The following is a 20,600-nucleotide window of genomic DNA, read 5'->3' as shown; positions in this document are numbered from 1 at the left end:
TCCTAAATTTGATTTATTTTGTTATCTGTGAGATTACATTTTTAACCTGTGAAACAGTATCACAATTTAAATTAGCTTTTTTGTATGCTTTTAAAATTTCATAATCATATCTTAGCTGTGTATCTTTATCCAACTCATTGTCTAAAATATTTTGAATAAAATTATATTGATTTAAAGTTTCACTATCTAATTTATAGTAAATAAACTTTGCTTCTTTATAATAAGTAACTAAATTAGCATTAGTAAGTTTACTTAAATGTCTAGATGCATTAGACTGTGATATTTCAAGTATTGCTTCTATTTCACAAACACATAAAGGTCCATCTCTTAAAATATTAAGTATTCTTAATCTAGTTTCATCGCTTAAAGCTTTTAATAGTTGTATAAGTTCCATAATAACTCCTTTTCATATTAACATATTCACTTATAATCATATGATATTCTAAAAAAAATGATTTGTAAACTATAAAATCAAAAATATTTGATATATAATTTAAATTTTTATGAATTTATAACTTTTAAATATAATCCATGAAGTATTGATGAAATTATTATTACATGTGTTTTTTATACACATTTACTAGAACTAAAACTTATTTATACATAAATTTGAAAATATAAAGAATACTATAGATAAACCTTAAAATTTTGTTCTATATTGTAACCTCATTAAATTAAAAAATAGTTAAGGAGCATTTGTAACTAAATACTTCTTAACTATTTTTATATGGTATTATTCAAATAAAATTTTTTATTATATACTACTTAGATAAATATTCTGATTTTAATAAATCTAGCGTAATTAAATTACTATCAACATCAACTTCTTTAAAACCAGCACTTTTATGTCCTTTTATAGCACTTATTCTATCTAAAGGAATCACATTTCTTAAAACTTGCACGTTAAGGTTATTAAATGCTGTTTCGGCAAGTTTTAATAGTCCTTTTGAACAATATCTTTTGGATCTATGCTTGCTTTCGATAACTATACCTATACGGTGCAAATCATTTTGAGCATCATAATAAAAGCATACATCGCCTACAAATTCACCAGTTCTACTGTTTACGATATACGCATAGTATCTATCTACTCTTTCAGATACTCACTTAGAATACCATTCACTCCAATATTTTCTAGAAAAATCAATGCAACCTGTTTCGTTATTATAGTTTTCAATTTCAAGGTTATAACCTTTATTGTAAGACATAGTACCTTCCTGAGATAAAATGAGTTGTCTGTACTTAAGGTCTTCAAATGATGGAACATGTAAAATTAACTCGTTCATAGTAAAGAATCCCCTTTTTAATTAATAGTGCATGTTTATATTTAAAATTGCAATTAACTTTTAAAGAATTTAGGATTTTTTAAGTTATAATTATTTTTTTAATAAATTATTTAGTTCTTTAGATGTTTTTGTGTTATCCCACTTTGAGTAAAAATAAAAACCGATAACATGACCTATTACTGTAAGTATAAACACAGCTAATATCCATGGTTTTATAAAGATAAACATATCTGATGAAAATAGCCAGACAGCTATAATTCCTCCAAGTGTATTTATAATAGATGATATAGCTATTTTATTAATAGCCTTAAGGGAGGAAAAATTCCATAAAGCAGGATACATTACTCCAAATATAATTGCAGAAATAGCACCTATACAAACTAAATTCCAAGTATACTTAACGGATAATGATACATCTCCTAAAAATATAGAAATTAATAATAACACCCATATAAATGTTAGTGAAAATGTTTGAAAAAAAGATGATTTAAACTGTTTAATCATAATAGTCTCTCCTTTATTATTTTTACATAATGTCTATTTACAAAGTGAAATGAGCCATCACTAAGTATTACTTCTAATCTTGCATTTGGGGCAGATGAAAACTCTTTAACTTCATTTAGATTAATAATTGTTTGATTGTTGATCTTTACAAAATTCTTATGATTTAGACCTTCTACTTCTTTTAGACGTTTATTTATCAAATAAAGTTCTTTAGATTTCATTTTTACACAACACATATTGCCTTCTGATTGAAATTCTAATATATCGTTGATATTTACTTTGATTTTACTATCATTTCTAGTATTTATAACTGTTAGTTTTGGCATTTGTCTTATGTAGTTTTTTAAATCCTGACCAAGATTTGCATTTTCAGGACAAACTTTAATCTCTACTTCGTCCTTACTTAAAATTTTATCTATCAAAATATTAATTTTCATTGTTAACTCCTTTCTTGATTTAAATATACTATCAAAAAGCTTAATTATCTACTGATTTGAGTTTTGTTGCAAATTTTGATAGGAGAGTTACATATAATCATAGTATTTCTATTAAAAATGCTGAAATACGATAAAAAAGGTCTTGAAGTTGAAATGAAATAAATGAATATATGAGTAAAATAGCGAAGTTATAAATTAAGCTAAATAGAAAAATATAAATTAGATAGTATGAGAAGGAGTTTTGATTATTTATAGAAATATAGAGTAGTAAAGTATACTAATATAATTTTATAAAAGGTTGGGGTGATGGTATATGTATAGTTTATTTAATGAATTTACAGAAATAGAGTCTAATAAGTATATTCTGAGAAAGATTACATATTCAGATTCAAGAGATGTTTTAGAAATGTACTCAGATGAGGATGTTATGAAGTTTAATTCAGGTCAAAAAATTAGTTATATAGAAGATATTATAAAGCTTATTGATATTATAGATAAGGGGTTTGAGAAAAAGTGGTTTATAAGATGGGGAGTAATTGAAAAAAGTACTAATAAATATTTAGGAGATGTTGCTCTACACCATTTTGATGAAAATGAAAATAAAGTTCAAATTGGATATATGTTAAAAAAATCTTATTGGAATAAAGGAATCATGAGTGAAGTTGCTCCATTATTAATTAATCATGTAAGTGAAAGTACACCTATTCAAACAATTGAAGCACACATATATCCCCAAAATATAGCATCCATAAAACTAGCAGAAAAATTAGGATTTAATTTTAAAGAATTATCAAGTGATGATAAGGATAAAAACAAAGTTAGAGTTATTTACTCAATGAAATTAAGATAAGTCTAAAAGTATATTAAAAAATAAAAAGACATTAAAATTAGTTTAATCTTGAAATTTTTAATGTCTTTTCAGTGTATTTAAAAGATATATCAAAGTTATATATATTTAAAACTTTAGACTATAATGCTTTTTTGGAAATTAGTTTTTTTGTTAATACAGGAGTTATAATTGTAGTTATAATCATTACTAATGCAATTTGAGATATTGAAGTTGATACAAAAGACTCATAAGAGGTGTTTATTTGTGCTGCCAATACAGGTGCAGCTAAAGAGGTACCTGCAACAGATGTAGACGCTATAGAAATAAATCCAGTTCTTTTTAATATCTTTTTTTCAAAAATAAACATTGGAAGTGTAATTAATATATAGAATGATAGTGTTAATATGACTCCTGTAAGTCCTGAATTTATAGCATTTAAAATATTTATGCTCCCACCAAAGCTTATGCCCAAGAAAGGAAGTAGTAAATTTGTAGCTGACTGGTAGGTAAACCTAATATTTTTATCTAGATTACCAAATATAACTCCTAAAATAAATGGTGATATAGTTCTAAATAAAGATATAAAGTCTATGCTTTGACCATTAACTGAACTAAGTATCATAACAGGTATAGATGGAACAATTATTAAATTTAGTAATCCAAATACAGAGGCATCAATCTCATCTCCAAAAGAATCGTTGAGTGCTAGATATAATCCTGGATTGTTGCTTATAAACACTGATGTTATAGATAGTATTGATATGCCAAGTATACTTTGCATTCCAAATACATTTACAAAAAACATACTAATTAAATACACCAAGAATAGTTTGAAAAGAATTAGCGTTCCCCCTATTTTTAGCATAGGCTTTACCTGAGATATTTTAAACTGTGTACCTGATATGAATAACAATATAATTATTAGTGTCATAGTGCCTTCCTTAGTTAAAATTGATGGGGTTATTCCTCCAACATTGAATATTATTGGATAAAATGTATTAATTATAGATGTTATAATCATTGGAACTATAAGTAGTCCTCCTGGTATTTTTTTTAGAGATTTTAAAATTTCCATATTTCCTCCTAGATTATCTATTAAAGTGATATGGCATTTTAACATAGGAGGAAAATTAAGTCAAATTAAATATGAATTACTATGTATTTTTATATTTAGTCTTATATTTATCAAATATATTATTACTAAAACTAACATTTTTAGAAAAGTAAATTAACCAAATCAAAAATGCTATCCAAAAGCATAAATTAGATATAATCAAGCAACAAATACCGCCTATTAAAAATATTAGACCATAGTTAAAAAACGTATTTCTAAAATCTTTACTTAATTTTACTTCATCATAATCTTTTCTTTTATCTTTAGAAATTAAATTATATCCACCAATTAAAATACATGCTTTATCTTTAAAAATAAAAAATATAAATGATATTATAAAAAAGATTCCTGCCATAGATAAAGAACTGCAAAACACTCTAACTCCTCCCCCTTTGTACATTAAAATTTTTCAAAATTAGATTACTATTTTAAAATAGTATATACAATGATTATAGCAATTTTAAATAAGAAAAAATTAGTAAATATATTAAGAAATCTTAATAGTGTTTTTATATAAAAGTATATATCTTAACAACAAATTTATATGGATTTTAATAAAATATTATTAAATAAAATATAAAGGGGGGATATCAATATGTTATCCAAAGAAACTAGGTTAGACTTATTTAAATCAAATATAAGAAATGCGGTAAATAGTCTACAAAATAATGATTTTAACAATGCAAAGGAACATATACTTTCAGCTATTATGGAAAATTTTAATGCTGCTGAACCACATAATTTATTTGGCATTTACTATGAATTACAAGGTAATTTAGGGTTGGCTAGAAAGCACTATAGGGCATCTATATGCTTAAATCAAACACTAGAGTGTGCAAATAGAAATTTAGAAAGAGTTTGTATGCTTAAGTATGTATGTAGCCAAGAATATATAGATTATGGAGAGCTATAAACAGCATAAAAAATAATCAAGCACAAATGAGAGTAAAAGTACTGGACTAAATATAATGTATAACTAAGTTACATATAAATAAACCTTAGTTATACATATTAACATATTAATTATATTATTGATTCCTAAAATTTGAGAATTTTATAAATTTACTTAAGTAAAATTGATTAGTAAATTAAAAAAGAGTATATATATCTAAATTGATTTATTAATTTAGATATATATACTCTTTTTTAGATAGTCAAACTATAAATTTAAAACCTAAGCAAATGTACATTAAATTATCTATCCTTTTGATAAAGGGTATATACATTATAAATACTTAACAAAATAGCGAAAACTAATAAGATTAATTGTTTTGCACTCACTTTACCACCTCAATAAAATATATAATTATATATTTTATTTTAAATCTAAGTACAAGTAAAGGAAACAAAATGTTACACAAATTTAAAATTAACGACAAAAATATAATATTTTCTTGTTTTTGTAATTAGATTAATTAAAGTCAAATGATCTAATGTAGTATTTTTAAGTGTTGCAAGATTTTATACCCATCACTTGAAAACCCGACATAGGGTCTATAAGTGTATTTAATTGGAAAAATTGTAAATAAAAATTGGCTAAAACTAAAAATAAATATCCCATTATAAACCTTCATTAAAAAGTACGATAGATGATAATTATCTAAAATTATAAAAAATCGAAAAGCAATTAATAAAGATACAAGGGGTCCAGAGGAAGTCATTAAAATTGATTTTAAATTATTATACATTGGATTCCAATTTACACAACCATACGATATATCAATTAAGGATGAATAACCATTAAAATAAATAGTTAATCTACCAAATCTAAACTTTTTATTTAAACTAGCTGTTCCTATGTAAATACTTACAACATCATCCGTAAGTATTAACGCGGAAATTGCATGACCTAACTCATGAAATAAAACTAAAATTGGCATTGATAAAATATATATGATTGAATAAATTAAAAAATCTAAGAAACTAAAATCCATATTTCCACCCCTTAGATAATTATATTATTAACTACTCAAATACTATTCCGTAAAATATATATTGATAAAAATCTAACTAACTATTAAGAAATTTAATTATATGTATTGAGAATTGCAATTTTTAATATGTAGAATTTGATGATAGTATATTTATAAACAGAAAGCGCTTTCGAAATTTTAAATTGAATTAGAAAACTATTTACCAATATAGACGAGAAGTATCCAAAAATTTATGAGATTTTCAATCATAAGTTATTTTAATACTTGGAGGAAATTAATATGAGCTACAAATTAAAATTACAAGAAGTTAATGATTTATTTAATGAATTAAAAAAAGAGTACATAATTTATGCTCCAAAAAGATTTGAGAAGCAAGGTAGATACTCTGATACAGATATAATTAAGTATGATGAAATAAATTCTGTTGAAGAAATTGTCTTTAAAGAAAAATCAACCTATCCTGCAAAGGAAGTTATTACTCCTATATCACAAACTCTATATTATTTTATAGAAAATGAATTTAGAGAAAGTACTATGAAAAGTCAAAAGCAAATATTAATTTTTGCAAGACCATGTGATATAAATGCTCAAAAAAGACAAGACAACATATATCTTAAAAATGGAAATTTTGAAGATATATTCTATAAAAGAGTAAGAGATAAAGTTAAGTTTATATGTATGGAGTGTACTGAAGGATGGGATACTTGCTTTTGTGTATCAATGAATAGCAATACAGTAGATGATTACAGTTTAGCAGTAAGATTTAATAATGATAGCTTGTTATTTAATGTTAAAGACGAGTCCTTTAGTAAGTATTTTGAAGATAAAAATAAAAGTGAATTTGAACTTCAATTTATCAAAGAGAATAAAACAAAAGTAGAAATTCCTGAAATAGATAACGTAGAAATTTTAAATAAATTAAAAACTCATAAAATGTGGGATGAGTACAATAAAAGATGTATTCAATGTGGAAGTTGTACTATAGCGTGTAGTACATGTACATGCTTTACAACAACAGACATAGTTCATGACGCAGAAAGCAATATTGGTGAAAGGAAAAGAATTCAAGCATCTTGCCATGTAGATGGATTTGATGAAATGGCAGGCGGGCATAGATTTAGAAAAACAGCTGGAGATAAAATGAGATATAAAGTAATGCATAAAATACACGATTACAAAGCTGAATTTGGAAATGAACATATGTGTGTAGGATGTGGTAGATGTACAGATCGATGTCCAGAGAATATATCTATTACAGCTACTATAAACAAGGTTTCAAAAGTTGTTAAAGAACTAAAGGAGGAGAAGTAAATGGGAGAAAATATTTTAACGCCTAAGTCATGTGAAATAATAGACCTATTTAAAGAAACTGATAAAGAATGGACATTTAGAATAGCAAGTGATATTGTGCCTGAACATGGTCAGTTTTTACAATTATCTCTTCCAAAAGTTGGAGAAGCACCTATATCAGTAAGTGGATTTGATAATGGATATTTAGAATTTACGATAAGAGCAGTAGGAAAAGTAACGGATGAAATATTTAAATTAAGCCCTGAAGATAAAATAGCTCTTAGAGGTGCATATGGTAAAGGATGGCCAGTAGACCAATTTAAAGGAAAGAATTTAATTATAGTAGCCGGAGGAACAGGTGTTGCCCCAGTAAGAAGTTTAATCAATAAATTCTACAATGAACCTGAATTTGCTAAAAGTGTAAATCTTGTGTTTGGGTTTAAAAATTCAGAAGGAATACTTTTTAAAAATGATTTAGAAAGATGGAGTGAAAAATTTAATACCATATATACTTTAGATAATGATACAAAGTGTGGATGGGAAAAAGGGCTTGTAACTACTCATTTAAATAAATTACCTTTAGAAAAATTTGAAGAGAATTATGAAGTTATAATAGTTGGACCACCAGTGATGATGCATTTTACAGCCTTAGAGTTCTTAAAACTAGGTGTTCCCGAGGAAAAAATATGGGTTTCTTTTGAAAGAAAAATGTCTTGTGCAGTAGGTAAATGTGGACATTGTAGAATAAACGAAACTTATGTATGCCTTGAAGGACCAGTATTTAACTATACAAAGGCTAAAACATTATTAGACTAGGAGGGGTTAACTATGAATCATGATATAGATATAAAAAAAGTTAGATTAAATTGTTTTCGTCAATCAAAAGTTCCAGGTGAATTTATGCTTCAAATGCGTATACCAGGTGGAACTGTAAATGCTAAATATCTATGCGATGTGCAGGAAATTGCTCAAAGATGGGGAAATGGAACATTCCATATGGGAATGAGACAAACATTTAATATACCTGGAATAAAATATGAAAATATTGATGAAGTTAATGAATTTATAAAAGATTATTTAAAAGAAGTTGAAGTTGATGAGTGCAACTGTGATATGGAGATTACAGAAAATGGATACCCTACAATAGGGGCTAGAAATGTAATGGCTTGTATAGGTAATACTCATTGTATAAAAGGAAATGTTAATACAAAGGATATGGCTAATAAAATTGAAAAATTAGTATTCCCTTCTCATTATCATATAAAGGTATCTGTAGCAGGATGTCCAAATGATTGTGCTAAAGGACATTTTCAAGATTTTGGAGTTATCGGTCAAGCCAGAATGGAATATCATCCTGAAAGATGTATAGGGTGCGGAGCTTGTGTTAAAGCTTGTGAGCACCATGCCACAAGGGTTCTAAGCTTAAATAACAAAGGGTTAGTAGATAAAGATATATGCTGCTGCGTTGGATGTGGAGAATGCGTATTGGCTTGCCCTGCAAGTGCGTGGACAAGAAAGCCTGAGAAGTTTTATAGAATAGTTATAGGAGGAAGATCAGGGAAACAAACTCCTAGAATGGGTAAAACTTTCATAAACTTTGCAACTGAAGAAGTTGTGTTAGGGATATTTGGAAACTGGCAAAAGTTCTCTGCATGGGCTCTAGATTATAAGCCACAGTATTTACATGGTGGACATTTAATTGATAGAGCAGGATATCATAAGTTTAAAGAGATAATTTTAGATGGTGTAGAGTTAAACCCTGAGGTTTTAGTGGCTGAGAATATATTCTGGGCGGAAACTGAATATAGATCAAACTTTAATGTTAAGCCAATTAATAAACACAATGTAGTTGAATCAGATAGAGAAATTAGAAAATAAATTTTAGAAAAAGACATACTTAAGTATGTCTTTTTTTCATTAAATAAAAACTTGTGAATAATCTATACAATATAGACATATCAAGTATCTTGGATCTATTGTAACTATAAAAAAATCTAATTATATTCATTTATAATTGCAATTAGCCAACTATGGAATTAGATGGTAATATATAAGTAAATAGAAAACGTTTTCTAATATTTCGAGGGGGTTTTATTATGTAAACTAAGAATTTTGGATTATTAGAAATAGCAAGAACACAAATTAAAAACGCATGCGATAAGTTAGAATTAGATTCATCTGTTTATGAAGTTTTAAAAAGTCCTATGAGAGTTTTAGAGGTATCATTTCCAGTAACAATGGATGATGGAAGCATAAGATTATTTACAGGTTACAGGGCTCAACATAATAATGCTTGTGGTCCTTTCAAAGGAGGCCTAAGATTCCATCCTGCAGTATGCTTAGATGAGGTAAAAGCTTTATCTACTTGGATGACATTTAAATGTAGTGTAGTAGGATTACCTTATGGAGGGGGAAAAGGTGGAATTAATATCGATCCTAGAGATTACTCAAAGTCAGAGTTAGAAAAAATATCAAGGGGGTTTGCTAAATCTATAGCACCTATAGTTGGGGAGTATGAAGATATTCCTGCTCCAGATCTTAATACAAATGGAGAAATTATGGTATGGATGCTAGATGAACATACAAAGGCAACAGGCAAATTTTCACCAGGTGCGTATACAGGTAAACCAGCAGAGTTTTATGGATCATTAGCAAGAACAGAGGCCACAGGATTTGGAGTAGCTAATATGGCTATTGAAGCCGCTAAGAAAAAACATATGGACTTAAATAGTGCTACTGTAGGAATACAAGGATTTGGGAATGTAGGTAGCTATACTGCCAGATATATGGATGAAGTTGGAGCAAAAATTATAGCTGTAGAAGATCATACAGGATGTATATATAATAAAGATGGCATCAATGTAAAAGAACTTATTAAATATAATATTGAAAACAGATGCATTAAAGGATTCCCAGGAGCTATACAAGTATCTCAAAGTGTAATAACAATGGATATAGATATACTTTTCCCTTGTGCGTTAGAAAAGCAAATTACACAAGAAAATTCCAATGAAGTAAAAGCTAAAATTATATGTGAAGGAGGAAACGGACCAACTACTCCTGAAGCAGACAAAATTTTATATGAAAAAGATGTTGTAGTTATACCAGATATACTTGCTAATAGTGGGGGTGTCACAGTTTCTTACTTTGAATGGGTACAAAATTTAGAAAGAGTAATTTGGAGTTTTGACAAAGTTCAATTAAAACAAAAAGAAACAATGATAACAGCATTTGAAGAGATATGGGATACAATGAAACAATATTCAGTTGACATGAGAACTGCTACTTACATGAAGTCTATAAAAAGAATTCAAGAAGTTATGAATCTAAGGGGAATATTAAAATAATTCTATATAAGGGGCTGTATATATGAGTGAATTAAATATTTGGATGGATTTTATAAACACAGAATGTGATATAGAATTTATGTATCAAGATGATATATATGTTTTAAAAGATATAAATAACCAAAAACATATAGTAAAAAATGAATACTTTTTACCAGATGTTTACAGCATTGAAGAAATTCTAGAAAAAATGAGTATAGATAATAAATGCCTTAAAAATCATATAGAAGAAAACTATGTAAAAATACTTTCTATATTTTAAAATAAAAAATTCGCTTCGCTTTAGCGGCTACGTCTGCCAACCACTTCATGTCGCTCAAATTTTATGTAGTCAACGGACACGAGTGTCCTGTTACTCAAAATATTGGTATTACTACGGTTTATAAGTTATCCACAAATATTAGTGGAATATAATTTCCTTAAGCGTAAAAAAGGACTTAGAATCTAATTTATTAACATTCTAAGTCCTTTTATTTATTTTTAGCAATTAGCTATGAACTTGCAAAATAATTTATAATTAACTCTACTCTTCTACAATTACATTTTCTTGTGAATTTTGAGCTTGTTGATTTAATTTGAATTTTTTATTTTTAATATGACCAACAGTAAGTACTGGAATTATTACAACGAAAATACCAATTATACCAGTATATCCGTATCCAATCTTAACTATGTTTGTAAGACCGAAAAGAGATATAGCCATAGATAGCACCATACAGCATAGAGAAAGAGCTCCTCTTCTAACTGTTATATTTGCTGGAACTTTAATAATATTTTCAAATCTTGCAATTGCACCAAATACACATCCTATACCAGTAGATATGAATGCAAGTAAAAGTACAATTGAGTACAATACTATAAGCCATCCTTTACCTATTTGCTTACAGATATAAAGAATAGGAAGTGTTTCTCCAGAATTTCCTGGAAGCCATGCAAATAACATCATACAACTAAGTACGATCATTACGCTGTTTAATACAAAACCTATTATAGTTGTTAAATTGATTTCCTTATCCGTTTTAAGAGGTTGACAGACACTTACAACTATTGACCATACTATAGCCTGGAATCCAGCATATTGTAGCCCTGACCATAAGGCCTCCCAAACTGATGAAGTTGCATATCCTGTTGTTGCTAATTGAACAAAATTATCAGAGTTTGCAGATATTCCTATATAACATATTAAAGTAAGACAAACGACTATTATGATAGTCATAAATGAAGAGGCACTTCTAATTAGGTTAGCACCAAATATTGTTAGTATAAATAATACTAATCCTGTTGCTACTACACCTAGATTGTAGCTAAGTCCAAATTCAGCAAATAATGCAGCTGCGCCAGCAATAGAACCTCCTGTAGCAAGTAACACTATTATTAAATAACAAATCTCAAATATGATAGGTAGTACCTTATCATATGGTTCATAAAGTTTTTTAGCTATTGTTCTGTAGTCATAAGCTTGATGATTTTTAGCCATAATCATTGTTTCCCTATAAACTAAAGATATAATACCGATAATTAGGATTGGTATCCAAAATGTGTACCATCCATCTTCAACAAAGAAATTCATTGTCTGATTACCTGTAGCAAAGCCCCCGCCGACATGAGCGGCAAACCAAACTGAAGCAACACCCAAAATACCCTTAAAGTTAGGTTTAGAATTTAATGGATCTAAGTTATTGCTTTTCATCTTAAACATCTCCTTTGGTATAATTGTATTCACGTTTGTTGTTATTATAACAACAAATGTTTGTGTGAATTTTTTAGAATTGTATATTTGAAAGTTCTTGAAATCAAATAAGCAGGATAAATGAATAGGTTGAGAAATATATGAATGCAAGAATTCCTGCAATATAAGTATTTGATAAAGTTTTCCGATTTCCTTCTACAAAAAATTTAAAAATATTTTTGATTACTATTTATTTAAACGTATTAAATTAGTATTATGTATTGTTAACAAGCTAATTAACTACAGTTATAACAGCTAGATACGAGGGGGAATTTATATAATTTTGTAATGGAAAATTTTATTATTAAATGTTTTAATAGATAAAAAGATATAGAGTTATTTAAGTTTGAAATAAAAAATATAATTAACAAATATTATTTTTTAAATGATTAAAAAGGCTATAGTATCTATATATTAGATTCTGCAGCCTTGAATTTTAAGGTTATTTAATTTTAATATCCAAAATATTCTCCAATGTATAATGGACCATACTTTGATATAATCCAATTTTCTAAAGATGTTTGAGTTGATGATTCGAATGGAGGGTTATTTATAGTGTACATAGTCTGATTTTTTTTGATATCATTAGGTTGTTTATATGAAGCAATTGATACTGACATATTTAAAGCATTTATAGGATATCCATGTTTTAATACAGCTAATCTTAAAGATCCAATAGGAGTACAAAATAACTACAATAATGTAGCTAAAACTAATAGAATAGGAATACTATATTTAAAAATTTTTTTCAAAGCTGTCTCCTTTTTTAAGTTTTATCAATTCATATCTTATTAAAAATCAATTTGTATCATTTAATTAAAACAGAGATACAATTTTAAATGAATTTTACCATAGAGTTATTTATAATTTTTATATTTGGATTAATATATAGATATTTTGGAGTAAGATACTTATATTTCAATAATGAATTGATTATAAACTCTACCATCTTCTACTATAGTTTTAAACAATACACCATTATTTGATTGTATAACTTTTTGGGAACGTATATTGTTAGATTCACAATTTAATATAACTTGATTAATACCGAGTTGATTTGCTAAAGGCAATGCAAGTTCTAATATTTTATTACCATAGCCATTACCTCTATATTGTGGGGCTATGTCATATCCAATATGACCATGTAAAGGAATTGCTTGATGCCTAATTCGAACTACACCTAAGACCTTGTTAGCCTCATTTACCAGCCAAAAAGTTGATGAAGGAATATAACCTTTAGGTAAATCAAAGCCTTTAGCATTATTATTTAATTTAGTTACGTATTGTTCGAAGTTATGTATTGCTGCTTTATACATATTAAAATATTCTGAATCACCATCTGTTTTGTAGTCGTTTATATTTTCTAGAAAGCTATTCATATAAATCATATTTGGTGGTTTTAACTCTAAATTTTTTAGCATAGCATTACTCCTTTTTAAAATTAATGGTATGTTATTTTTGTTATGATATCAATTAATTTTTAAATAGGTATATAAAGTTTAAATTGAAGAATTAAAACCTAAAAAGTACTTACTATTTCAGTAAGTACTTTTTTATTAAATGATAGGCTTGTAAATTACTAATACCGTAATCCGTACCTTCAAGTAATAGCTTTTCAATTAGTTGATTTTCAGATAATGTATTATTATTTTTTATAATTATAGCAAGTTTTCCTTTATCTGATAAATAATCAAAATACAATGATATAGCTTTATCCATAATGGAATCATTACCTTGCACGTATTCTTTATGCAATAAGATTTTTTCATATAATGCTTGATAACTCCCAAGAGCGATATATGTTTTTTCTCGAACGATATTAAAACTTTCATCGTCAATTATAACTGTAAATACATTGCCTTTATAATTTTGAGTTTCTAGAAAGCAAAGAATAGTTAATAAATTCAATTGGCAGAATGTATCTGATCCGAACCATAAAATAATTTCTTCATATTGTTCTAATTCTTTTATAAACTTAAAAAAAGCATGTAACTTTTTATAGTATTCTTCTATAGAAATATTAAGTTGAGATGCGCGATTTATACAAAATTCATTAGAAAATACATTTGATGTAGAATTTCCTACCATAATTGCTTCATTAAAAGGAATTCCTTTTGTATAAAATGTTATTTCAAAGTATTTATTAAAAACCTCTCCATTTGTTATATTTGCTATTTTCATAGTATATATTTTACCTTCCAAAAATTAAATATTAAAAATTAATCATCTAAATTATACCATAGTATTATATAATCTAGATTTTTCTATTTCTTAACTTTATAAACTCAGATACTAGTTTTCCAGAAATAAGTACTAAAATTAAAGCTATTAGTATATTAGCTATTAAAATGCCTTTAAAAACCGTTATATTGAGTAGCATTAGAATTGGTATAAGTGAGCTTAATATTATAAACTTTTTCTTTTGCATTCCATTCACCCCTTATGAATTTAATATGTTTAAAGTTATTTTAACATTTAAGATATAAATGATTCCAAACCAGGAATAAAATAGCTTTAATTTGGAGTGAAATATTAAAATGTAATTTATAGACTACAATTATTCAAACCATTCACTAGGTGATTGATTGAAATAATGAGCATCAAATTCTACTATTTTATAATCTTGTATATCATAAGTTTTAAAAGGTTCATTTGATAAATACTCATTCAATCTTTCAATAGACTCTGATTTCATAACAAATAGACCTCCACTTATATCTGATTTAAGTGCAGACATTAAGATCAATCCTTTGTCCATTGCTTTTTGAGTGTAATCCATATGCTCTTTCATAATAGTATCATCAATTTTATTTGGATTTTTTAGTATTCCTTCAACCATAAAATATTTCATCTTTTATCCTCCTAATTAAGTTGTATCATATATAAATAAACGTGATTATTACTAGTTTCAATTTAAATAATAAATACCCTTATGCTTACCAAATAAACAATAGGTAATACTTAATTAGGATTTCTGATTGTGATTAAAGGATAATATCTAAAATAAATAAATTTCTAATATTATATGTATAAAAAAGACCAGTTATAAAATAGGAATTCTCCTAAAATAGCTAATGAAAGGTACATAACGGCTTCATTTTTAGATATAGACTTTTTACTTATATATAAGCTAAATTTATTTTGATTATCTGTATTAGATACAGATAAAAATATAGGTAACTTAATTATGTACTTAAATAATTTAGTTACACATAACCATATTAAATATCCAAAAACAGCTCCCAATGAGTTCATCATTAAATCATCAATATCTGAAACCCTATGATTAAATAGTTGACAAAATTCAATTGCTAACGAAAAACATAGTCCAACACAAAACACTTTACTAAGATTCCTAAACTTACTCCAAATAAAAGGAAGTAAAAAACCTAGAGGCATAAACATTATAATATTTAAGATATATGTAGTAGCCCCTGATGAGCTAAATGGAATTAAGTTTATTTCTTCTATTCGGATTATATTTCCAAACTGACCTATATCCCATATACTTCCTATTCCAGCTACGATAATTGCTAAAGAAACATAAAGTAAGAAAATATAAACTTTTATTAAATGTGGTATTAAGTTTACTTTATCTTTAATTTTTCTAGATTTCATAGTAATTATTTGATATATAAAACAAGGTATTATCATACAAAGAAGTGGGTAAATCATATACATAACTTTAAAACTTCTCCCTTCAAAATTAAATTTGTTAACTAATATAAATACTAACATTATTTTAGGATTATAAATCTTAAGATTTTCTTAAATTTATATTTAAATAAGAAGAATGTAGAATTATACTAGTTTAAGTAGGGTTATATCTAATTAACTTAAAATGGGGGAACTATATTGAATAAAAAAGTAATTATATTGAGTTTAAGTACAATCTGTATTGCTTTGTTTTTAGGGCTTGTATCTTATTCTTCTAAAATATTGAATCCATTTATTGGGTTAAGTGGAATTGTTAAGATAACTTTGAGTAATGATAAAGTAGAAAAAATTTCAGATGAACCATTAAGGTATATAAGTAGGTCTTACAATGATTTTACAGAGTATATGGAATCCGATGGATATACAGTGGAACAGATGGGTAGAGGATTTGATTTAAAAAAAGGCAACTATAGAAATTTAGTTGTTGCTGAAGGGTTTATGGGAATATATGAAATATTGAGTGAGTGAAAAAGGATTGCTATTATATTAATATTATAATAGCAATCCTTTTTTATATGTAAACAACTAGTGTACTGTGTTTTCTAACTTACTTTTAATGTCAGTTATGTCATCTGAAAGACTAGTCAACATATTTAATTTACATGTCATAGTTTCTATTATTTCTTGATATTTTTCTTCTCTTTGTTCTTGTAAAATATCCCTTTTTTCTTGAGCTTTTAGTATGTAAAGTATCAATCCAAATGAAAGTAAAGCCCAAGAACCTTCTTTCCCAACAATATTGATAATTTCGCTGATCAATATAAATCACTACCTTTCATAAAATATCTGTTTTTCAATGCTATAAATTTTGAATTTTTATTTTTAGAGATTCAAAATCTCTTTTTAAAAATTTGCTACCATTACAAATGATATTTGCTTCCTCCCCATCTTCAAATTCTTCAATTAAAACAGTATCAAATATATCTAGCATCTCCTCTATATACCCTAATATAATTAGTTTTTCATCAGTAGAAAGTTGTTTCATTGAACCCCTCCAAAATTAGATTCTATAGCAATATTATATAGAACATACGTTCTATTTTCAACCTGTTTTATAAAAAAAGTGATTGCACTTTTGTATTAAATAGTAAGTTTTAGATTTTTAAGTATTAAAGATAATTATGTAAATAACTAAATTTAGCTATATATATTAATATTTAAATTGATTGATATAATAAACATATGATAAAATTTACTTATTAAAGTGATAACACTATTTAAAAATTGATTTTAGGAGGTAAAAATGGCAGTAAGTAAAGCGAATACAAGAACTATGGTAACGGTAAGTATGGATTTAAAAAAAGAGCTTGATTTAAAGGCAGAACGAGATGGAGATAATCTAAATACAGTTATTGTTAAAGCCATTTATGAGTATATGAAAAAAGACCCTTTAGTAGAAAAAACAGTTTTAAAAGATACTAAACACAAGTTAGAAAGAATAGAATATCTAAAACTAAAGAAAGAACAGTTATAGAAATTAATTATAATAGAGCTAAAATAACACCCAGATCTAAGAATTAGAGTTGGGTGTTATTTTATAAATTTCAATATATATTGTTAATTATCAATATATGATTTTTTGTTAGATCGATACTCTTTTGTAAATAAAAATGGTAAAAATACTATAGAATATAATAAAATCTCATACGAAAGAGTTTTTAGTGTATAAATTTTACCGTATGAATTACCAATTATAGGTGCAATCGAGTTATTTAATAAATGTATTAGCATAGGGGCCCAGATGTTTTCGGTTTTCATGTAAGTATATCCTAAAAATACTCCAAGGGTAGTACAGGCAATTATATGAGTAATAATACAGTAAATTGGGCTTTCAGGGCTATACAAAGTTATACAAAGAGGGAAGTGCCAAATACCCCATATAGGGCCTAATATTAACACTCCTAATCTTTTTCCATAAAGATATTGTAAGCGAGGCTGTAAGAAGTATCTCCATCCAAACTCTTCTCCAAAGAATAGGTTACATCCAAAGACTACATTTAAACCTACTATAAATAAAACTCTCATAATTGAATCTAAAATATTTATAGGATTAATTTGCATAGATGCCAATTGTGAGAAATTGCTAATTGTAGTTATTGCTAAAGAAAGCAATATTACAAACACAACTTTTTTGAAGTTTTTATTAAATGATAAATTTAAAATTTCAAAATCAGATGCATTCATGAAAATGCTAGTTATAAGATAACAAGATACTAGAACATCTACTAAAAAAGATATACTTAGGTTGTTTATAAATAAAGATTCAATTATACATAAAATTATCTTTGTAATTGTGGCAATAGAAAAGATATTAAAAAATCTATATATTGACGAGGGAAAAGCATAATAAGAACTTCTATTTAAAACTTTAATTGCTGAAAATGCGGGAATGTACATAAATAATCCTGCAAAGCTTGATAAAAATGAAATGCTGTTTGGTTTTGCAGCGCGAATAAATATGAAAATAGATATAAAAGTAATTAAGCTAAAGTTAATTATCAAGAAGTCCCTTACCTCTTTTTTTATAACCTTAATATCAATACACATTTTAATCCCCCAAGTTTTAAAATTTTATGATAAAAGTATAGCACAGTTTAAATAAAAAAAATTACAATAAATATATAAAAATACCTCCATAACTAAATTTATAGTTTGGAGGCATTTTTAATCGGTATTTTATTAAAAGTCTAAAATTTTATTTAGGTTTTAATAATACAATTAATTTGATAAAAAATCAAATTAATTATTTATTATTTTAATTTTAAAAGTGTGTTTTTATTATATTGGAAATACAAAAAATTACTCTAGATTATCTATAGCATATTGTGCTTCTTCTTCCGTAAACTGCTCGCCATGTTCTGATATTAATTGGTCATGGATTGCACTTGGAGACATTGCCATGTCGTTTTGATAAGTTTTTGCCTTCTTTAATGCATTTTCTTTCCAATCTGCGTTTACATTATCTATAGCATATTGTGCTGCTTCTTCTGAAAACTTTTCACCATACTCTGATGTCAATTGATAATATAATCCAGCCTTAGACATACTCATAGTATCGCTATACATTTTTGATTTTTTTAATGCAGATTTATATTCTGTTGGAACATCTTTTTCTGCTTTAACATCTGATTCTAGTTGCTGAGTCTGACTAACCTCTTGTTCGGCTCCAGTTGTTGTACTATTTGTTTTAGTAGAATCTCCACCAGATGATCCACCTATTACTACAATTATTACAAAAAATGCGATTATCACAAACCAAGGCCTTTTATATATTGGTTTTTTATTCTTTGCTCCGCACCCTGGACAAAATTTAGCATTAGATGCTATTTCATTAGAGCAAGATTTACATTTTATTAGTTTTGCCATTCACTTAAATCTCCTTTTATTTAAAAATAGTATAATTACATAAAATAGTATAATATATATATGCTGTTGAAATTTGTCGAAATGTGAAATGGATAGTATTTTTTTACTAAATACTTAAATTTATTATGTTTAGTTAAAATTTCAATTGTTATTATATTGAATTATTAATGATGATTTATATAATAATACTTAAACATGTAAAAGAACCTACAAATTTAATTTTACTTTTTTGATTTCATTTATACATTCATTACATATTAAATTTGAATTAACTTTAGTTAGATTTTCTTGGGATCCACACAATAAACATTCATTAGCATTATATTTTTTTGTTTTTATATAACCATCTTCCAAAAATAGTTCAGTTAGACACCCTTATTTGATTTTTTAAATATTCCTAAAATCTTTTGGCAGAACTAATGGACCTATTTCATCTAGTTTTCTAATTATTCCTCTTTGAGCCATATTGTATTTATCTTTTGTTTATAGCTGATATTTGTATTTATAATATCATTTTCATTAGTATTGTTATCGTACAATTTTGTAAGAATTTATATTAGTAAGGAATAAGGTTATATAAAAAAATGTGATTTATTTTACAATTGAAATTTTGGAATTCCTCAGACATAGGGATAGCAATGAGTTTGAATATTTTAATATTAATTAAAATATTTGATATGTAAGTGTTAAATTGATACTATACATAACTATGATAAAAATGAATTATTATCATAAGAAATACAAATAATTTTTAGTATTTACATTTGATTTATTTTAGAATAATACATATTTGTGAAGATAATATTTTAATTTAAATATTTAATAAGTGCTATTAAACATTTAAATTAAAACATAGTAGAAACAGATGTTATAATATATTTGTACCTAACATGTATATATATACATGTTAGAATCCCTTAATTAACACTCCTCTTCATAAGGGGTTTGTCATCATTTATCATATACATATAGCTACAGAACGCAATAAATATATTTATTAAATAAATTGATGTATTTATTGCGTTCATATTTTTTGTGATTAATAAT

Annotated in this window: 27 protein-coding genes; 9 read left to right on the top strand and 18 right to left on the bottom strand. The window is 26.3% G+C overall.

Going from position 1 to position 20,600, the window contains the following annotated elements; translation table 11 throughout:
- Nucleotides 1–13: 13 nt before the first annotated feature.
- The 5 genes from ACRDDE_RS11240 to ACRDDE_RS11220 all read right to left on the bottom strand — a co-directional run bounded on the left by ACRDDE_RS11240 (nucleotide 14) and on the right by ACRDDE_RS11220 (nucleotide 2,227).
- Nucleotides 14–394: an ArsR/SmtB family transcription factor gene (locus tag ACRDDE_RS11240; RefSeq protein ID WP_438627352.1), complete on the bottom strand. Its 381-nt coding sequence runs from the start codon at nucleotides 392–394 to the stop codon at nucleotides 14–16.
- 367 nt (nucleotides 395–761) lie between these two features.
- A complete protein-coding gene (locus tag ACRDDE_RS11235) occupies nucleotides 762–1,004 on the bottom strand; it encodes a hypothetical protein (protein WP_438627350.1) in 243 nt (80 codons plus the stop codon).
- Nucleotides 1,005–1,103: 99 nt separating this feature from the next.
- A complete protein-coding gene (locus ACRDDE_RS11230) occupies nucleotides 1,104–1,286 on the bottom strand; it encodes a hypothetical protein (RefSeq protein WP_438627348.1) in 183 nt (60 codons plus the stop codon).
- Nucleotides 1,287–1,376: 90 nt separating this feature from the next.
- On the bottom strand, nucleotides 1,377–1,790 hold the full coding sequence (locus ACRDDE_RS11225; RefSeq protein WP_438627346.1) for a hypothetical protein: 414 nt from the start codon (nucleotides 1,788–1,790) through the stop codon (nucleotides 1,377–1,379).
- Nucleotides 1,787–2,227, bottom strand: a complete 441-nt coding sequence (locus ACRDDE_RS11220) for a LytTR family DNA-binding domain-containing protein (protein WP_438627344.1) — start codon at nucleotides 2,225–2,227, stop codon at nucleotides 1,787–1,789. Before ACRDDE_RS11220 ends, ACRDDE_RS11225 begins: the two co-directional genes overlap by 4 nt.
- A gap of 313 nt (nucleotides 2,228–2,540) precedes the next feature.
- Here ACRDDE_RS11220 and ACRDDE_RS11215 point away from each other — a divergent pair, with 313 nt between their 5' ends.
- Nucleotides 2,541–3,077 carry a GNAT family N-acetyltransferase gene (locus ACRDDE_RS11215; RefSeq protein ID WP_438627342.1) on the top strand — a complete coding sequence of 179 codons (537 nt, stop codon included), beginning with the start codon at nucleotides 2,541–2,543 and terminating at the stop codon, nucleotides 3,075–3,077.
- Between the two features lie 118 nt (nucleotides 3,078–3,195).
- Here ACRDDE_RS11215 and ACRDDE_RS11210 read toward each other — a convergent pair whose 3' ends face one another.
- Both ACRDDE_RS11210 and ACRDDE_RS11205 read right to left on the bottom strand, forming a co-directional pair.
- The gene (locus ACRDDE_RS11210) at nucleotides 3,196–4,131 is read right to left on the bottom strand and encodes a 2-keto-3-deoxygluconate permease (protein WP_438627340.1); all 936 of its coding nucleotides are present in this window, start codon (nucleotides 4,129–4,131) and stop codon (nucleotides 3,196–3,198) included.
- Nucleotides 4,132–4,210: 79 nt separating this feature from the next.
- On the bottom strand, nucleotides 4,211–4,546 hold the full coding sequence (locus ACRDDE_RS11205; RefSeq protein WP_438627338.1) for a DUF3784 domain-containing protein: 336 nt from the start codon (nucleotides 4,544–4,546) through the stop codon (nucleotides 4,211–4,213).
- Between the two features lie 219 nt (nucleotides 4,547–4,765).
- Between ACRDDE_RS11205 and ACRDDE_RS11200 the strand changes: the two genes are divergently transcribed.
- From ACRDDE_RS11200 to ACRDDE_RS11175, 6 genes are all read left to right on the top strand, one after another.
- On the top strand, nucleotides 4,766–5,083 hold the full coding sequence (locus ACRDDE_RS11200; protein ID WP_438627336.1) for a hypothetical protein: 318 nt from the start codon (nucleotides 4,766–4,768) through the stop codon (nucleotides 5,081–5,083).
- 1,300 nt (nucleotides 5,084–6,383) lie between these two features.
- Nucleotides 6,384–7,415 (top strand): anaerobic sulfite reductase subunit AsrA, encoded by a 1,032-nt coding sequence (gene asrA, locus ACRDDE_RS11195; RefSeq protein ID WP_438627334.1) that lies wholly within the window; start codon nucleotides 6,384–6,386, stop codon nucleotides 7,413–7,415.
- Complete coding sequence (gene asrB / locus ACRDDE_RS11190) at nucleotides 7,416–8,210, top strand: anaerobic sulfite reductase subunit AsrB (RefSeq protein ID WP_438627332.1); 795 nt, start codon at nucleotides 7,416–7,418, stop codon at nucleotides 8,208–8,210.
- Nucleotides 8,211–8,222: 12 nt separating this feature from the next.
- Nucleotides 8,223–9,272 carry a sulfite reductase subunit C gene (asrC, locus tag ACRDDE_RS11185; protein WP_438627330.1) on the top strand — a complete coding sequence of 350 codons (1,050 nt, stop codon included), beginning with the start codon at nucleotides 8,223–8,225 and terminating at the stop codon, nucleotides 9,270–9,272.
- 326 nt (nucleotides 9,273–9,598) lie between these two features.
- On the top strand, nucleotides 9,599–10,741 hold the full coding sequence (locus tag ACRDDE_RS11180) for a Glu/Leu/Phe/Val family dehydrogenase (RefSeq protein WP_438627328.1): 1,143 nt from the start codon (nucleotides 9,599–9,601) through the stop codon (nucleotides 10,739–10,741).
- 22 nt (nucleotides 10,742–10,763) lie between these two features.
- Complete coding sequence (locus ACRDDE_RS11175) at nucleotides 10,764–11,003, top strand: hypothetical protein (RefSeq protein ID WP_438627326.1); 240 nt, start codon at nucleotides 10,764–10,766, stop codon at nucleotides 11,001–11,003.
- A 261-nt stretch (nucleotides 11,004–11,264) separates the two neighbouring features.
- Here ACRDDE_RS11175 and ACRDDE_RS11170 read toward each other — a convergent pair whose 3' ends face one another.
- The 7 genes from ACRDDE_RS11170 to ACRDDE_RS11140 all read right to left on the bottom strand — a co-directional run bounded on the left by ACRDDE_RS11170 (nucleotide 11,265) and on the right by ACRDDE_RS11140 (nucleotide 16,151).
- Nucleotides 11,265–12,431: a YkvI family membrane protein gene (locus ACRDDE_RS11170; RefSeq protein WP_438627324.1), complete on the bottom strand. Its 1,167-nt coding sequence runs from the start codon at nucleotides 12,429–12,431 to the stop codon at nucleotides 11,265–11,267.
- Between the two features lie 491 nt (nucleotides 12,432–12,922).
- Nucleotides 12,923–13,090: a hypothetical protein gene (locus tag ACRDDE_RS11165; protein WP_438627322.1), complete on the bottom strand. Its 168-nt coding sequence runs from the start codon at nucleotides 13,088–13,090 to the stop codon at nucleotides 12,923–12,925.
- 291 nt (nucleotides 13,091–13,381) lie between these two features.
- Nucleotides 13,382–13,849 carry a GNAT family N-acetyltransferase gene (locus tag ACRDDE_RS11160; protein WP_438627320.1) on the bottom strand — a complete coding sequence of 156 codons (468 nt, stop codon included), beginning with the start codon at nucleotides 13,847–13,849 and terminating at the stop codon, nucleotides 13,382–13,384.
- 154 nt (nucleotides 13,850–14,003) lie between these two features.
- Nucleotides 14,004–14,651: a hypothetical protein gene (locus ACRDDE_RS11155; protein WP_438627318.1), complete on the bottom strand. Its 648-nt coding sequence runs from the start codon at nucleotides 14,649–14,651 to the stop codon at nucleotides 14,004–14,006.
- A gap of 73 nt (nucleotides 14,652–14,724) precedes the next feature.
- A complete protein-coding gene (locus tag ACRDDE_RS11150; RefSeq protein ID WP_438627316.1) occupies nucleotides 14,725–14,898 on the bottom strand; it encodes a hypothetical protein in 174 nt (57 codons plus the stop codon).
- Nucleotides 14,899–15,027: 129 nt separating this feature from the next.
- A complete protein-coding gene (locus ACRDDE_RS11145; RefSeq protein ID WP_438627314.1) occupies nucleotides 15,028–15,321 on the bottom strand; it encodes a YciI family protein in 294 nt (97 codons plus the stop codon).
- A gap of 170 nt (nucleotides 15,322–15,491) precedes the next feature.
- Complete coding sequence (locus ACRDDE_RS11140; RefSeq protein WP_438627312.1) at nucleotides 15,492–16,151, bottom strand: VanZ family protein; 660 nt, start codon at nucleotides 16,149–16,151, stop codon at nucleotides 15,492–15,494.
- A 174-nt stretch (nucleotides 16,152–16,325) separates the two neighbouring features.
- Between ACRDDE_RS11140 and ACRDDE_RS11135 the strand changes: the two genes are divergently transcribed.
- Nucleotides 16,326–16,655 (top strand): hypothetical protein, encoded by a 330-nt coding sequence (locus ACRDDE_RS11135; RefSeq protein WP_438627310.1) that lies wholly within the window; start codon nucleotides 16,326–16,328, stop codon nucleotides 16,653–16,655.
- Nucleotides 16,656–16,712: 57 nt separating this feature from the next.
- Here the strand turns inward: ACRDDE_RS11135 and ACRDDE_RS11130 are convergent, their stop codons facing one another.
- Both ACRDDE_RS11130 and ACRDDE_RS11125 read right to left on the bottom strand, forming a co-directional pair.
- The gene (locus ACRDDE_RS11130) at nucleotides 16,713–16,946 is read right to left on the bottom strand and encodes a BhlA/UviB family holin-like peptide (protein WP_438627308.1); all 234 of its coding nucleotides are present in this window, start codon (nucleotides 16,944–16,946) and stop codon (nucleotides 16,713–16,715) included.
- Nucleotides 16,947–16,986: 40 nt separating this feature from the next.
- A complete protein-coding gene (locus tag ACRDDE_RS11125) occupies nucleotides 16,987–17,172 on the bottom strand; it encodes a hypothetical protein (RefSeq protein ID WP_438627306.1) in 186 nt (61 codons plus the stop codon).
- A 258-nt stretch (nucleotides 17,173–17,430) separates the two neighbouring features.
- Here ACRDDE_RS11125 and ACRDDE_RS11120 point away from each other — a divergent pair, with 258 nt between their 5' ends.
- Nucleotides 17,431–17,661, top strand: a complete 231-nt coding sequence (locus tag ACRDDE_RS11120; RefSeq protein WP_438627304.1) for a hypothetical protein — start codon at nucleotides 17,431–17,433, stop codon at nucleotides 17,659–17,661.
- An 83-nt stretch (nucleotides 17,662–17,744) separates the two neighbouring features.
- On the opposite strand, the gene ACRDDE_RS11115 is transcribed toward ACRDDE_RS11120, so the two are convergent.
- Together ACRDDE_RS11115 and ACRDDE_RS11110 are read right to left on the bottom strand one after the other, a co-directional pair.
- The gene (locus ACRDDE_RS11115) at nucleotides 17,745–18,734 is read right to left on the bottom strand and encodes a CPBP family intramembrane glutamic endopeptidase (RefSeq protein ID WP_438627302.1); all 990 of its coding nucleotides are present in this window, start codon (nucleotides 18,732–18,734) and stop codon (nucleotides 17,745–17,747) included.
- A 252-nt stretch (nucleotides 18,735–18,986) separates the two neighbouring features.
- Nucleotides 18,987–19,553 carry an Ltp family lipoprotein gene (locus tag ACRDDE_RS11110; protein ID WP_438627300.1) on the bottom strand — a complete coding sequence of 189 codons (567 nt, stop codon included), beginning with the start codon at nucleotides 19,551–19,553 and terminating at the stop codon, nucleotides 18,987–18,989.
- Nucleotides 19,554–20,600 lie beyond the last annotated feature (1,047 nt).

Origin of the sequence: Paraclostridium sp. (assembly GCF_051656405.1) — a bacterium.
Lineage (GTDB): Bacteria > Bacillota > Clostridia > Peptostreptococcales > Peptostreptococcaceae > Paraclostridium.
The sequence above is the reverse complement of the archived record's forward strand: the minus strand, read 5'-3'. Positions and strand labels throughout refer to the sequence as shown.

Bases quoted from the DNA above. Each gene is read 5' to 3' on its own strand.
- asrB (WP_438627332.1), top strand. From the start codon at position 7,416: ATGGGAGAAAATATTTTAACGCCTAAGTCATGTGAAATAATAGACCTA.
- ACRDDE_RS11225 (WP_438627346.1), bottom strand. From the start codon at position 1,790: ATGATTAAACAGTTTAAATCATCTTTTTTTCAAACATTTTCACTAACA.
- ACRDDE_RS11180 (WP_438627328.1), top strand. From the start codon at position 9,599: ATGAGAGTTTTAGAGGTATCATTTCCAGTAACAATGGATGATGGAAGC.
- ACRDDE_RS11120 (WP_438627304.1), top strand. From the start codon at position 17,431: ATGGCAGTAAGTAAAGCGAATACAAGAACTATGGTAACGGTAAGTATG.
- ACRDDE_RS11165 (WP_438627322.1), bottom strand. From the start codon at position 13,090: ATGTCAGTATCAATTGCTTCATATAAACAACCTAATGATATCAAAAAA.
- ACRDDE_RS11175 (WP_438627326.1), top strand. From the start codon at position 10,764: ATGAGTGAATTAAATATTTGGATGGATTTTATAAACACAGAATGTGAT.
- ACRDDE_RS11110 (WP_438627300.1), bottom strand. From the start codon at position 19,553: ATGGCAAAACTAATAAAATGTAAATCTTGCTCTAATGAAATAGCATCT.
- ACRDDE_RS11115 (WP_438627302.1), bottom strand. From the start codon at position 18,734: ATGTGTATTGATATTAAGGTTATAAAAAAAGAGGTAAGGGACTTCTTG.
- ACRDDE_RS11210 (WP_438627340.1), bottom strand. From the start codon at position 4,131: ATGGAAATTTTAAAATCTCTAAAAAAAATACCAGGAGGACTACTTATA.
- ACRDDE_RS11150 (WP_438627316.1), bottom strand. From the start codon at position 14,898: ATGCAAAAGAAAAAGTTTATAATATTAAGCTCACTTATACCAATTCTA.
- ACRDDE_RS11215 (WP_438627342.1), top strand. From the start codon at position 2,541: ATGTATAGTTTATTTAATGAATTTACAGAAATAGAGTCTAATAAGTAT.
- ACRDDE_RS11170 (WP_438627324.1), bottom strand. From the start codon at position 12,431: ATGAAAAGCAATAACTTAGATCCATTAAATTCTAAACCTAACTTTAAG.
- ACRDDE_RS11140 (WP_438627312.1), bottom strand. From the start codon at position 16,151: ATGTATATGATTTACCCACTTCTTTGTATGATAATACCTTGTTTTATA.
- asrA (WP_438627334.1), top strand. From the start codon at position 6,384: ATGAGCTACAAATTAAAATTACAAGAAGTTAATGATTTATTTAATGAA.
- ACRDDE_RS11200 (WP_438627336.1), top strand. From the start codon at position 4,766: ATGTTATCCAAAGAAACTAGGTTAGACTTATTTAAATCAAATATAAGA.
- ACRDDE_RS11125 (WP_438627306.1), bottom strand. From the start codon at position 17,172: ATGAAACAACTTTCTACTGATGAAAAACTAATTATATTAGGGTATATA.
- ACRDDE_RS11230 (WP_438627348.1), bottom strand. From the start codon at position 1,286: ATGAACGAGTTAATTTTACATGTTCCATCATTTGAAGACCTTAAGTAC.
- ACRDDE_RS11220 (WP_438627344.1), bottom strand. From the start codon at position 2,227: ATGAAAATTAATATTTTGATAGATAAAATTTTAAGTAAGGACGAAGTA.
- ACRDDE_RS11155 (WP_438627318.1), bottom strand. From the start codon at position 14,651: ATGAAAATAGCAAATATAACAAATGGAGAGGTTTTTAATAAATACTTT.
- asrC (WP_438627330.1), top strand. From the start codon at position 8,223: ATGAATCATGATATAGATATAAAAAAAGTTAGATTAAATTGTTTTCGT.
- ACRDDE_RS11145 (WP_438627314.1), bottom strand. From the start codon at position 15,321: ATGAAATATTTTATGGTTGAAGGAATACTAAAAAATCCAAATAAAATT.
- ACRDDE_RS11160 (WP_438627320.1), bottom strand. From the start codon at position 13,849: ATGAATAGCTTTCTAGAAAATATAAACGACTACAAAACAGATGGTGAT.
- ACRDDE_RS11240 (WP_438627352.1), bottom strand. From the start codon at position 394: ATGGAACTTATACAACTATTAAAAGCTTTAAGCGATGAAACTAGATTA.